Raw genomic sequence first — 14,079 nt, 5'->3', positions numbered from 1 at the left:
TAGCCTGTCAGGGATAAATGACTATAACGAGGTCAAGATGAGCAAAGAAATCAAAGCCCAGGTCGTGGTACTTGGTGCCGGTCCTGCCGGTTACTCCGCAGCTTTCCGTTGTGCTGACTTGGGTCTGGAAACAGTACTCATCGAACGTTACAGCACCCTTGGTGGTGTTTGCTTGAACGTGGGTTGTATCCCATCTAAAGCGCTACTTCACGTAGCTAAAGTTATTGAAGAAGCGAAAGCGATGGCCGACCACGGTATCGTTTTTGGCGAACCACAGACTGATATCTCTAAGATCCGTCTTTGGAAAGAAAAGGTTGTTAACCAGTTAACTGGCGGTCTTGGCGGAATGGCTAAGATGCGTAAAGTTACGGTTGTTAACGGTTTCGGTAAGTTTACTGGCCCTAACAGCATCGTTGTTGAAGGCGAAGAAACGACAACTATCAACTTTGATAACGCAATTATTGCGGCGGGTTCTCGTCCAATTAAATTGCCGTTTATCCCTCATGAAGATCCACGTATCTGGGACTCTACAGATGCGTTAGAACTGAATGAAGTACCTGAAAAACTGCTTGTTATGGGCGGCGGTATTATCGGCCTAGAAATGGGTACGGTTTACCACGCACTAGGTTCTAAGATCGACGTTGTTGAAATGTTTGATCAAGTGATCCCAGCAGCAGATAAAGATATCGTTAAAGTTTATACCAAGCGTATAAAGAACAAGTTCAACCTAATGCTAGAAACGAAAGTGACAGCGGTTGAAGCGAAAGAAGACGGTATTTATGTATCAATGGAAGGCAAAAAAGCACCTGCTGAGCCTATCCGTTACGATGCAGTATTGGTTGCTATTGGTCGTGTTCCAAACGGTCAACTATTTGATGCTGGCGTTGCTGGTATTGAAGTCGATGAGCGTGGTTTCATTCACGTTGATAAGCAGATGCGTACTAACGTACCTCATATTCACGCAATTGGTGATATCGTAGGTCAACCTATGCTTGCTCACAAAGGTGTGCATGAAGGTCACGTTGCTGCTGAAGTTATCTCTGGTAAGAAGCACTACTTTGATCCTAAAGTGATTCCTTCAATTGCCTACACGGAACCAGAAGTTGCGTGGGTTGGTAAAACAGAACGTGAAGCTAAAGCTGAAGGCCTTAACTTCGAAACTGCAAGCTTCCCTTGGGCTGCGTCAGGCCGTGCAATCGCATCTGATTGTGCTGACGGTATGACTAAGCTTATCTTCGATAAAGATACTAACCGTGTTATCGGTGGTGCTATCGTTGGTACAAATGCGGGTGAGCTTCTTGGTGAAATCGGTCTAGCGATCGAGATGGGTTGTGACGCAGAAGACATCGCGTTAACTGTACACGCACACCCAACATTGCATGAATCAATTGGTATGGCTGCTGAGATCTACGAAGGTAGTATCACTGACTTACCAAACGCAAAAGCAAAGAAAAAGAAGAAGTAATTCTCTTCCATTAATTTGCTAAAAAGGCGCCGATAAGGCGCCTTTTTTATGTCTACAGTTTGTATATCGATGGCTTTTTACGACGCTGTTTTATGGATAATTTAGCGTTTGCTCTGGTGTAATGTCGTATAGCTTAGTGATGGTTGATAATTGCGATTCAGTAAACAGTACGACAAGTAATAGCTGAGTTTGATGCTTTCCAATTTGAAGGTTGTTATTAAATACACCGTTATCGGTTGTTTGCAGCACGAGTTGTGAGGCTGGGTTAGGCATGTTATCGCCAGCTGCGTTGATAGACCAGTCAGTGTAAAAACCAATGTAAGCCCGTTTATCAGTATGCTGAGATATATCAATATTGGTTGGTAGCGTATAGCTTGTGGAGAAGTCATAATTCTTATCAACAACAATATCCTGCATTGTTTTCTCGGCTACAACGGGGGCTGGCGTGGTGGGTATAGTGGCAACGGTTTCCTTGTTGGGTGTTTCGACGGCGGTATTATTGGCACTATCACCCTCTCCGCCGCCACCACCACCACAGGCAGTCAAGCCAAAGACAAGCATACTAATACTGGCGGTAAGTTGTAATCTATTCATGGTGACTCCCTATTCCAAGCCATATAAGTGGGTGCTGATGCGTTTGGTCCCGGCGTACCAATCCACGTTGCTACCTTGTGTTGCGTAACTGAAGAAGCTTGGGTAGGCATTGAGCATATCGATTCTTTCTTTCGGGTGTACCCAGCTTTCGGTAATAATGAAGCCCCATGGCAAGCCATTTTGGGTTCTGTAAACACTACCTGCACCTAAATCACTATTGTCATCTTGGGTAGTCATCAGGTTGATACTTGCCACGCCTAAGTCAGTTGGCTCGTAATCGTCAAGGTGGATTTCCAATGCCCGCCCTGTAACAGCAGCATCTCCGTGGTATTTTTCTGGCGTTCCAAAAATGAATGGGTCATACGGTGGGGCGGGTAATGTCCATAGTTTGGTATTGGCCAGAAGTGGAACAGTGAGTGAGAAGGTAAAGCGTTCTATTTCCTGACAGCTTTCTTGGGTGCGGAAAAAGCGACAGGTCGAGGCAGTATCTGCGCGTAAGTCTTCTGAGATCACGAGCACCACATTACTTTGACCCGCTTCTAATGCGGTATCTGTGCTTAGTTCTCCATTTTTGATGAATAGTATATCGGCTTCATTGACCACATTGCGTGCCAGTTCTGGTAAATGAATTGCGAAGCCATTGAAGTAATCTGCCCCCATTGCCTGTAGGGTGCCAGTAAAGGTAATTTGGCTGACGTTATAATTGGTATCGGCTTTGACTTCAACACTGTAGCGCATCACGACATCATTCAGATCAAAGTCGCCCTCTATCGGCCAGCTGTCTTCAAATGCTGCGGTGAAAGGACCGTAGTTATAAGTACTTAATTGGCTATTTTCGAGGGTGATAGCATAATCTTCGACTTCACCATCGGGTGCACCGCCATAGTGTGGCAGGCTGGCGAGGCTGCTAAAGCGGAATCGTGCCCAGGTTTGCCCTTCGCTCACGAAATCTGGCACATTGAGAAGCAATGAGGTCATCCCCGCATTCAATAACTTGCTATCGAATACTTTTTCATTGTTATCGAGGAAGTCTCCATCTTGGTTCCAATCGACCCATGCGTTGAGGTAACCAGTATCATTGGCGGTCACAGATATAAGCGAAGTTTCCCCATTTTCTAATGAGGTAAATATCACACCATCCTCATCATCAGCGCCGGTACTATCATCACTTTCGGTGGCGATTAATTCGGCATCACCAGCAACGGTACCTAAATAGAGTGTTGTTGCGGTGGTGAGGTCATGACGAGGACCATTATCCGCGATAGCTGTGAGATAGCTATTCGGCGCATCACCTAGATCGACTTCTGTAACGGCAGCAGGGGCGGAAGCACAACGCACCCCATCATTGAGCCCAGAGTTAGGACCTTTAGCAAAGAGGGTAGCAATAGGAATAATATTGTTAGGAGCCGAAATATCAATGGTATAGATATTACCATCTTGGTTGCGGCTAAAATAAAACTGACCACTGGCTTCAAAATAGGCGGCCCCAAAGGTGCCTGTCACACCGGCATTCCCCAAGGTCGTTTTATTGCCTGTCGTGGGATCGATACGATATAGGTAGCCGTATTTATTATCGATAGCATAAATGTTGCCATCAGCAGGATGAAAGGCAAAATCAGTCAGGCGCATCTTTGTATTACTGCCTGTGACTTTCACTAAATTGAGGTGGTTGGCTTGGGTGCTGTCGAGTTGTATTTTGTATAACCCCTTACCATAACGGTAAAGGTAATAGATGTTGTTGTGTACATCACCGACGAAGAAATTTGACGATAAAAGATTGGTTACGGGTAGGGCAACTGCCGTAAAATCGCTGCTGACTTTCACCACCTGATTGGAGGTCGTGTTGTATGCATAAATGTAGTTATCGGTTTCATTAAAACCGGCTGCGTTAAGGTTACCGTTCATACCCACATTGGTTTGTAAAGTTTGGTAAGCACCTGTTGAGAGATTGACACCGTATACTTTGGTTTGTGCATTTTGCAGTAAAAAGGAGGTATACGGGCATGTATCAAATGCTGCAGCATCCACATTGCTGGTCATCATTGCTGCTGGTAATAAAGTAGCTAAGAATCGTTTATCCATTACATTTCTCCCTGTTGAGGGAGATGAATCAAAAATAGTGCCAGATTGTTGATTATTAAAAAATGAGTAAGAAGGCTATCGCGGTATAGGCTGGTTAGTACTAAGGGGTGAGATTTTTTTGCTCTGGTATGAACTTTTTTTGTATTTTGATTCGCAAAAAAGTAAAAGGAGAACCGAAGTTCTCCTTTTTTGTAGGCTTAATATTATAGCTTGAAGGTACCGACCATATCATCAAGGCGTTTAGATAAATCCCGCAATGATTGACTGGAATCGGCTAATTCTGACGCTGTCTCTGCAGTGCGTTGTGTGGTTTCGTTAATCTCTTCAATATTACAGTTAATGTCATTCACTACCGTTGACTGTTCTTCTGTGGCGGTGGCGACTTGGGTATTCATATCTGAGATTAAGGTAATTCGATCGCCAATCGAAATCAGTGCACCAGATGCCTCATCGGCAGCAGAAACACCATTTGATGTTAGTTGACGACTTTGTTGCATTGCGGTAACGGCATCACTGGCTTCTTCTTGCAGACGATTGATCATCGTTTGGATTTCGTTAGTTGAATCGGACGTGCGGCTAGCTAAATTACGCACTTCATCAGCGACCACGGCAAACCCACGACCTTGTTCGCCAGCACGGGCAGCTTCGATAGCAGCGTTTAATGCCAATAGGTTAGTTTGTTCTGAAATGCCGCGAATGGTATCGAGAATACTGCCAATCGCTTGGGTATTGTGTGCCAGCGAGCCAATCACTTCGCTCACCTGATCAACATCATTCGCCAGTTGATTTATTGTATCGCGTGCTTGAGCGACAACAAGCTGACCATTTTTCGTTTCTTCTTCAGCGTTGTGTGCTGCTTCTGCTGCATTCGCGGCATTACCCGCAATTTCATTTACTGTTGCACCCATTTCATTGATTGCAGTAACAACTTGAATGGTACGGTCGCGTTGGCTATGGCTGTTATCTAAGGTGATTTGTGCTTGTGAAGCCACAGATTCAGCGGCATCACGCAATGAATTCCCTGTTTCAGCGACCTCTTTTACGGAATAATGAATTTTCCCAATAAAGCTATTAAAGCCGACAGAAAGCTGAGCGATTTCATCTTTTCCCTGCACATCGATACGATGACGTAAATCGCCTTCACCTTCACCTAGATCTTTAAAGACAACTGCAAGGCGTTCGATAGGACGAGTGATATTGGTGCCTAACCAAATCGCAATAAAAATGAAACTAACAGCAATGATAGCAGTCCAGATCATTATTTCATTTCGTGCTTGGTTCAATGCTGAAAACGCTTCTTCTTTAGGAAGCTCTGCGACTACATACCAATCCATTGAGGGAATATAGCTAGTAGCAAGCAGCGTATCTTTACCTGCGATTGTATATTCAGAAAAGTTAACGTTGTTTTTATTGAGTAGGGTGCGGGCAACATCAGAATTGTACATTTGAGTCAGGCTAGTATTACCCATTTTACTGCTGTCTTTATGTAGCCGTACTGCACCTTTGGCGTCGACAAGGTAAACAAACCCTGTTTCTTCTAGCTTAAATTGATTAATAAAAGCTACCATGTCATCCAGCGATTTTGATAAACCGGCCATTCCGCTACCATTTAGCTGTTGGTAGTTGACGAACAGTTTTACATCTCCGTTGCTTTCACGGAAAACGTTAAGCATCTTTTCGTCGCCACTATTGATAAAACCAAAAAACCAGCTATCTTGCTGCTGATTTAAGCGGCGTAAAAAACCTGTTTGATTCCAATAGTCTCCCGTTGTGCGATCGGCTATGGAAGCATCGAACAAATCATATTGGGTTCTGATATCATTCAGTACTTGAACAAGTTGGGTGTTTGATTGTTCAGAAGGTGTCTGTTTAAAAGATTCAAGAATGAATCGATTTGAGGCGAGTTGTTGAGCCGCAAATTGTAATACCGATACTTCTTTATCGATAGTATTTCTGATTTGCATTAAGGTAGCGGGAAGCTCTGATTTTAACAGGCGTGTTTCCACTACGTTACGGGCTTGATTTTGGCTGATAAAACCGACTAAAGCCGTCGAAGAAAGAACAGCAACGACCATGGCGAAGATCAGTTTTTGTTTAATACTTACCTGATTGAAATTCATTAAATTGATTGTCTTTATTTTAATAGTTATGAGCAAAATACTCAGAGCACGGATTACAAAAACAATGACCTTTGCTAAGCCATCGATTACAAACTGTTATTCTAATGTTTATCTGCCAGTCCGTTACATTACTTTAGTGATTTTCGTCACTTTTTTGGCTTTTGTTTTCTCTTTCGATGCTGTTGCGAAAGAAAGACCTAAAATCGGGATTGTGTTAGGGGGCGGTGGGGCAAAAGGGGCGGCGCATATTGGGGTGTTAAAAGCATTAGAAGAGATGCATATCCCGATTGATTATATAGCAGGCACCAGCATGGGAGCGTATGTCGGTGGCTTATATGCGTCTGGTATGAGTGCTGATGAAATAGAGTCTTTTCTTGAGACGATAAATTGGCGTGATGGATATCAAGACGGTGTTCAACGTAGCGATCGCCGTGTGCGCGAAAAACACCAAGAAGACCGTTTTCAGCTTAAAACTGATGTTGGTTTTGACTTGTGGGAATTAAAAGTACCTAAAGGTTTTGTTCAAGGACAAAACATGGGCGAAATTATTCGTTCTACCTCAGGTAATCAGCCTGAATTTGCGAGCTTTGATGATTTAGCTATCCCTTATAGAGCAGTGGCTAGCGATATTGAAACGTTGAAACCCGTGGTATTAGATAACGGTGATTTGGCGAAATCGATGCAAGCGAGTATGTCAATTCCAGGAATATTACCTCCAATGGAGCTTGATGGCCGATTATTGGTTGATGGAGGTATAACCAATAACCTACCTATTTCAGTCGTGAAAGCGATGGGGGCTGATATTGTTATTGCCGTTGATATTAGTAATGACTTTAAAAAGCGCGATGAGCTCAACAATTACTTTGCCATTATGGATCAACTGACTGATTTCATGGTGACCAATAATGCAGAGCAACAAAAAAAATTACTGACAAAGAATGATTATTTAATTCGACCGGATACGAAAGGCATTGGTACAACAGATTTTGATCGTATGCTGGATGCACATGACATCGGATATTTAGCCACCATGGCCCTGCGCCCTCAATTATCTAAACTGGGTGGCACAATCCCTTATCAAAATTATATCGATCACAAGCAAGCACGCCGCCATCAACTTACGCGTATTGATGAGCTGTATATTGATGAAGTACGGTTAGTCAATAACAGTCAATATTCAGATCAAGCATTGCTCGATCGTCTCGATCTGCATTCAGGCGAAAAGATGAGTTCTGAACAATTAGCTGAAAGTGTACGGAACCTTTACGCGCTTGATCGTTTTGAGCGTATTAATTACAGCATCGAGAAAAATGAAGGTAAAAACATTGTTCTGGTTGATGTCACTGAAAAGAGTTGGGGGCCTAATTATCTCGACTTTCGTTTTGCGATGGAAGATGATTTTAAGAACTCTACTGATTACTCCATTGGCGTGGCCTTTAATGTTACAGGTTTAAGTGAAGCTGGGGCTGAATGGCGAACTGAGCTTGAGTACGGTTATAACAAACGTGCTGCTACAGAAATATATATGCCTTTTATTAGTGATCAAGAGTGGTTTGGCTTACTACGTGCAGAATACGATAAGAGCAATAAATATCTGGCACTTGGTAATAACGATGATGACGATGATGAACCTAAGTTAAGTGATACTGAGCTATTTATACCCACGATTTATAACACCACAACATTTGATGCATCTGTTGGCTGGCAGCCTATGCTATGGCAAGAAATGCGTTTGGGGTACCGCTACATTATTGGTGAGGTCGATTATCAAGGTTTAGCGGGGACAATTTTAGGGGTCAGAGAACGTAACAGCCGTGTTGGGTACGTTAACTACAATATCGATACACTCGATGACTTTGAACTACCCAGTAAAGGAAATTTATTCAGTATTGAGTTTGCCCTTTCTGATGACCGTGTTGATTGGACGGTTGATGGTGAGAGGCTCCAAGGTACTGATCTTGCCTATCACTTAGATATTGCATGGAAAGGGGCTTATACCTATCAACGTCATACCTTGATGGGTAAAACTGAATTTGGCCATGTAGAGTCAGAAGAAGACATTCAACTCGACCCGAAAGAAATCGGTGGTTTTCTTAATCTTTCTGGTATCCCTAAAAACAGCTTAGTGGGCAACAATAAAATATTCTCTGCGGCAATTTACCGATATCGTATTACTGACTATGATTTTGGTTTGTTCAAATCACCGGTGTATGTTGGCGGTTCAATAGAGTGGGGTGGGGTGTATAACGAATCATCGACTTCATTTAATGAGCTCCCTATGTATTGGGCGGGCAGTGTCTTTACGGGGATTAATTCACCTATCGGACCTTTCCTGGTCGCTTATGGTCGAACAGAAGAAAACTATGACTCTTTCTACTTATTCATCGGTGGTGCCTTTTAATTTATCGTAAACAGCTGTGTTTCAGCCGTAATTTTCTCGAAAGTGTGAATGTTGTAAAAAACGAGTGGATTTTAATTTTAAGTTAAAAATGGTATGGTGTTTGAACGGTTTTGATCTCTTCCGAACGTATATGGTGCTGTATATGCCAGTCTAAATGATACGAGAAATCGGAGAGGTCAATCACTTCCAAGGATGTTTAGTTAATAAAAACTAAACCGTAATAAGAGGAATATGTCGTGCTTGAAGCCTACCGTAAACACGTCGAAGAGCGTGCTGCAGAAGGAGTTGTCCCTCAGCCGTTAAATGCTGAGCAGGTTGCTGCTCTCGTTGAGTTGTTAAAAACACCGCCAGCGGGTGAAGAATCTGTACTGCTTGATCTGTTTGAAAACCGTATTCCCCCTGGCGTAGATGAAGCCGCTTATGTTAAAGCGGGTTTTCTTGCTGCAATCACGACGGGTGATGCTACCTCTCCAATCGTAAGTAAAGAAAAAGCAGCAGAACTGCTTGGCACCATGCAGGGTGGTTACAATATTGAACCACTTATCTCGCTGCTTGATGATGCTGAGCTTGCTCCAATTGCAGTGAAAACGCTTTCTCACACCCTGCTAATGTTCGATTCTTTCTATGATGTAGAAGAGAAAGCCAAGTCAGGTAATGCATTTGCACAGCAAGTGCTTCAATCATGGGCTGATGCTGAGTGGTTCCTATCTAAACCTGAGCTGGCAGAAAAAATTACCTTAACCGTATTTAAGGTGACTGGTGAAACAAATACTGATGATTTGTCACCAGCCCCTGATGCATGGTCTCGTCCTGATATTCCACTTCACGCACTTGCGATGTTAAAGAGTGAGCGTGAAGGTATTGAACCAGATCAACACGGTTCAATTGGCCCAATTAAGCAAATCGCAGCACTGCAAGAAAAAGGCCACCAATTAGTTTACGTCGGTGATGTTGTGGGTACGGGCTCTTCTCGTAAATCAGCAACTAACTCAGTGCTTTGGTTCATGGGTGATGACATTCCATATGTACCCAACAAGCGTGCTGGCGGTTATGTACTTGGCGGTAAAATTGCTCCGATCTTCTTTAATACAATGGAAGATGCAGGCGCATTACCGATTGAAGCTGATGTATCTGCACTGAATATGGGCGACGTGATTGACGTTTACCCATTTAAAGGTGAAGTTCGTAGCCACGATAGCGGCGATGTTGTTTCGACGTTTGCCCTAAAAACTGATGTCCTGATTGATGAAGTACGTGCAGGTGGTCGTATTCCATTGATCATTGGCCGTGGTTTAACCGATCGCGCACGTCAAGCATTGGGTCTGCCATCATCTGATGTGTTCCGCCGTCCTGGTACAGTGGAAGATACTGGCAAGGGTTATAGCCTTGCACAGAAAATGGTCGGTAAAGCGTGTGGTGTTGAAGGCGTTCGTCCTGGCACATACTGCGAACCTAAAATGACCACGGTAGGCTCTCAAGATACTACTGGCCCTATGACGCGTGATGAACTAAAAGATCTGGCTTGTCTTGGCTTTTCTGCTGAATTAACCATGCAGTCTTTCTGTCATACATCGGCATATCCAAAACCAATCGATGTCAATACTCACCATACATTGCCAGACTTCATTATGAATCGTGGCGGTGTTGCGCTACGCCCTGGTGATGGTGTTATTCACTCATGGCTAAACCGCATGCTACTACCTGATACTGTTGGTACCGGTGGTGATTCACATACGCGTTTCCCTCTGGGTATTTCATTCCCTGCGGGTTCTGGTTTAGTGGCATTTGCAGCAGCAACGGGTGTGATGCCTCTTGATATGCCTGAATCAATCTTGGTTCGCTTTAAAGGCGAAATGCAAGAAGGGATTACCTTGCGTGACTTGGTGCATGCGATTCCTTATTTCGCGATCCAGAAAGGTTTATTGACTGTTGAAAAAGCAGGTAAAATCAACGAATTCTCTGGTCGAGTATTAGAAATTGAAGGTGTTGAGCACTTAAGTGTTGAGCAAGCATTTGAACTATCTGATGCATCTGCTGAGCGAAGTGCTGCAGGTTGTACTGTTAAGTTATCGCCAGAATCTATTTCAGAATACCTAAACTCGAACATCGTGATGCTGAAGTGGATGATCGCTGAAGGTTATGGTGATCGTCGTACTATCGAGCGTCGTATTACCGCAATGGAAGAGTGGTTAGCGAATCCTGAATTGATGGAAGCTGACAAAGATGCGGAATACGCACATATTATCGAAATCGATTTAGCGGATATTGATCAACCGATCCTTTGTGCGCCAAACGATCCTGATGATGCTCGTCTACTATCTGATGTTCAAGGTACGCAAATCGATGAAGTCTTCATTGGTTCTTGTATGACTAACATAGGTCATTTCCGTGCTGCTGGTAAACTACTTGAGAAATTCGGTGGTCAACTTGATACACGTCTTTGGGTGGCTCCGCCAACGAAGATGGACCGTGATCAGTTAACAGAAGAAGGCTATTACAGCATCTTCGGCCGTGCTGGTGTGCGTATTGAAACCCCAGGTTGTTCATTGTGTATGGGTAACCAAGCACGTGTTGCTGATAAAGCGACGGTTATTTCAACATCAACCCGTAACTTCCCTAACCGTTTAGGTACTGGGGCGAACGTATATCTTTCGTCGGCAGAGCTTGCAGCGGTAGGGGCGATTTTAGGTCGTATTCCCACAATGGCTGAATACCTAGAATACGCGAAGCAGATTGATGCGACAGCGGCAGATACATACCGCTACTTGAACTTCCATCGTATGGATTCTTATACCAAGAAAGCAGCAGATGTGATTATTCAAGAAGCCGTATAATACGACTGTTTCTTAGACATTAAAAAGCTCTCACTTTTCGTGGGAGCTTTTTTTTGGAGCTTGTTTTAGAGAGAGACAGGGGGAATGTATTATCCGAATTAACCGAACATAACTGTTCTTGTCGACTAACCGCTATTGTCGATCAACAGCTATCGTCGACCAACAGTTAGCATGGCCGCAACATTACGTGCAGTCATCTGAACATTAAATGCTGCTTCCTCGAAAGCATCTGATAATGCCATCGCGCGTGGTACAACACTGAATACGGCATCAATTCCATGCTCGTAAACCACATCACAGTCGTCAGATAAACACCCTGCGATACCAATTACTGGTGTATGAAATTTCTTTGCTGCACGTGCGACGCCAATAGGGGTTTTTCCGTGAATGGTTTGGCTATCAATACGCCCTTCACCTGTTATGACTAAATCAGCATCAGAGACGATATCGGTAAGATTGACGGCATCCATGACAATATCAATGCCTGGGCGTAAGCTCGCATTGAACAGTCCGAGTAATGCCGCACCTAAACCACCAGCTGCACCTGCTCCGGGAATATCTTTTACATCTTGACCTAGCTGCACATTGATTATCTCAGCGTAGTGCGCAAGGTTAGTATCTAGCTGCTCAACAATCGCGGGAGTCGCGCCTTTCTGTGGGCCAAAGATATGCGATGCGCCTTTTAATCCACATAATGGGTTATCCACATCGCAGGCGACTTCAAGCTTGATCTTTGCAAGGCGAGGATCAATACCAGACATATCAATACGCGCAAGTTGTGCTAATTCACCACCGCCGTATCCTAGTTCGTTACCTTGAGCATTCAGCATTTTTATGCCTAACGCTTGCGCCATGCCAAGACCACCATCGTTGGTTGCGCTACCGCCTATACCTACAATGATATGCTCAACACCTTGGTCAAGAACGGCTGTAATCAGTTCGCCAGTGCCAAAGCTGGTGGTAAGCAATGGGTTACGTTTTTCTGCTGGCACTAAGTGTAAACCAGATGCTGCTGCCATTTCGATGATTGCGGTTTTACCGTCGCCCATTAAACCGTAAAACCCTTTGACTTGCTCACCAAGAGGCCCGGTAACCGTGTGTTCGATAATGGTGCCGTCTGTCGCGTCAACTAATGACTGAACGGTACCTTCACCGCCATCAGCCATGGGCAATTTGTGGTATTCAGCATTTGGCATAACTTGGCGAAAGCCGGCTTCAATCGCAGTAGCCACTTCCATTGCCGTTAGGCTTTCTTTATAAGAATCAGGAGCAATAACAATTTTCATAATAATAAGCCTCTTAAACGAACAGACCAAATACACCAAAGATGAGAGTTGAAACAACAGCGATCATCAGACCGACAGCAGATTCGTAAGGAATAAGTTTTAAACGTTCTTTAATATCCATATGCACCGCACCGCCAGTTGCATGGAAGAAACTACCATGTGGCATGTGGTCGGTAATGGTTGCGCCAGCGTGGATCATTGCAGCCCCTGCGAGTGCTGGCACACCGAGTTCAAGAATGGTGTGGCTAAAGACACTTGATGCAACCGCTGTACCTGCCGTGGTTGAGGCGGTAGCCAGTGCCATCATGGCACCAGAGATCGGTGCTAATAAGTAAGAAGGTAAACCAGAGGCCGTTAGAATATCGATTAAACCATCTTTCAAGCCAGAGTTTGCGATAATACCCGCAAGCGTACCTGTACCCAATAACATGACAGCGACAGGAGCCATACGGCTAAGACCTGAAACGGCAAAGTGGTTGGTATCACGAAAACGTCCCATTACGACAGCCCCCATTAAACCACCAAGAGGCAGTGCGATTAGAGGGTCGACATTAATACCCGCAATCGGACGTAATGCTAATAGTGCAATCGCAACAAGAGGGGCAACGATTGAAGCTCCGAATGTTGGTAAGCGACTGTGATCAACGGCGACCACTTCATGCTCTTGAACTTTACTGCCTTTGTTAACCAGCTTCTTAGCAATGAAGTAAGCGAAGAACATACCGCATAGACCAGGGATAACACCCGCAGCCATCACTGATGTAAGAGGGACATTAAATGCGTCAGCTGCTGCAATCGCATTAGGGTTCGGTGACATCACGTTACCCGCTTTACCGCCGCCAACCATGGCTAATAGAATTGCCATTTTCGATAAATCGGCACGACGTGCAATGGCAAGAGCGATAGGCGCGACAGTAATAACCGCCACATCTACAAATACACCCACAGCTGTTAGAATCATTGTGGCTACTGCAAGGGCTAGTAATGCGCGGGTTTCACCGACTTTTTTGACAATGGTTTCAGCAATCGATGTGGCCGCACCCGATTCAATTAATACACCAGCCAGCACACCAGCCGCTAGAATACGTAATACAGCAGTAACAATACCTTGTGCACCGCCAATCATCAGGCTAACGGTGTCGGTGAGTGATACACCACCGATAACACCACCGACAAGCGCACCAATGATCATGCCGTAAGCTGGTGGTACTTTCTTTAGGATTAAACTGATTGCGACCACTAGAGCCGCTAGAGCTCCGAGAGTTGATACTTCTACCATCGTCTATTCTTCCGTAAA

General features: G+C 44.4%; 8 protein-coding genes. 3 read left to right on the top strand and 5 right to left on the bottom strand.

The features are described from left to right. Positions 1 to 37 precede the first annotated feature (37 nt). Positions 38 to 1,465 carry a dihydrolipoyl dehydrogenase gene (gene lpdA, locus C9J47_RS21460; RefSeq protein WP_107255334.1) on the top strand — a complete coding sequence of 476 codons (1,428 nt, stop codon included), beginning with the start codon at positions 38 to 40 and terminating at the stop codon, positions 1,463 to 1,465. A gap of 90 nt (positions 1,466 to 1,555) precedes the next feature. Here lpdA and C9J47_RS21455 read toward each other — a convergent pair whose 3' ends face one another. The 3 genes from C9J47_RS21455 to C9J47_RS21445 form a co-directional block, all read right to left on the bottom strand. Then, positions 1,556 to 2,059 (bottom strand): hypothetical protein, encoded by a 504-nt coding sequence (locus C9J47_RS21455; RefSeq protein ID WP_107255333.1) that lies wholly within the window; start codon positions 2,057 to 2,059, stop codon positions 1,556 to 1,558. A gap of 9 nt (positions 2,060 to 2,068) precedes the next feature. Then, positions 2,069 to 4,141 carry an LruC domain-containing protein gene (locus C9J47_RS21450; RefSeq protein WP_107255332.1) on the bottom strand — a complete coding sequence of 691 codons (2,073 nt, stop codon included), beginning with the start codon at positions 4,139 to 4,141 and terminating at the stop codon, positions 2,069 to 2,071. 203 nt (positions 4,142 to 4,344) lie between these two features. Continuing rightward, positions 4,345 to 6,261 (bottom strand): methyl-accepting chemotaxis protein, encoded by a 1,917-nt coding sequence (locus C9J47_RS21445; RefSeq protein ID WP_107255331.1) that lies wholly within the window; start codon positions 6,259 to 6,261, stop codon positions 4,345 to 4,347. A gap of 64 nt (positions 6,262 to 6,325) precedes the next feature. Here C9J47_RS21445 and C9J47_RS21440 point away from each other — a divergent pair, with 64 nt between their 5' ends. Together C9J47_RS21440 and acnB are read left to right on the top strand one after the other, a co-directional pair. Next, entirely contained in the window at positions 6,326 to 8,662 is a 2,337-nt protein-coding gene (locus C9J47_RS21440; RefSeq protein ID WP_107255330.1) for a patatin-like phospholipase family protein, read from the top strand. 236 nt (positions 8,663 to 8,898) lie between these two features. Continuing rightward, the gene (gene acnB, locus C9J47_RS21435) at positions 8,899 to 11,496 is read left to right on the top strand and encodes a bifunctional aconitate hydratase 2/2-methylisocitrate dehydratase (protein ID WP_107255329.1); all 2,598 of its coding nucleotides are present in this window, start codon (positions 8,899 to 8,901) and stop codon (positions 11,494 to 11,496) included. Between the two features lie 149 nt (positions 11,497 to 11,645). On the opposite strand, the gene C9J47_RS21430 is transcribed toward acnB, so the two are convergent. Together C9J47_RS21430 and C9J47_RS21425 are read right to left on the bottom strand one after the other, a co-directional pair. Next, a complete protein-coding gene (locus C9J47_RS21430; protein WP_107255328.1) occupies positions 11,646 to 12,782 on the bottom strand; it encodes a glycerate kinase in 1,137 nt (378 codons plus the stop codon). A gap of 13 nt (positions 12,783 to 12,795) precedes the next feature. Beyond that, positions 12,796 to 14,061: a GntP family permease gene (locus tag C9J47_RS21425; RefSeq protein ID WP_107255327.1), complete on the bottom strand. Its 1,266-nt coding sequence runs from the start codon at positions 14,059 to 14,061 to the stop codon at positions 12,796 to 12,798. Positions 14,062 to 14,079: the final 18 nt, after the last annotated feature.

The organism is Photobacterium indicum (assembly GCF_003026215.1).
GTDB lineage: Bacteria > Pseudomonadota > Gammaproteobacteria > Enterobacterales > Vibrionaceae > Photobacterium > Photobacterium indicum.
This window is presented reverse-complemented; position numbering and strand designations above follow the sequence as displayed.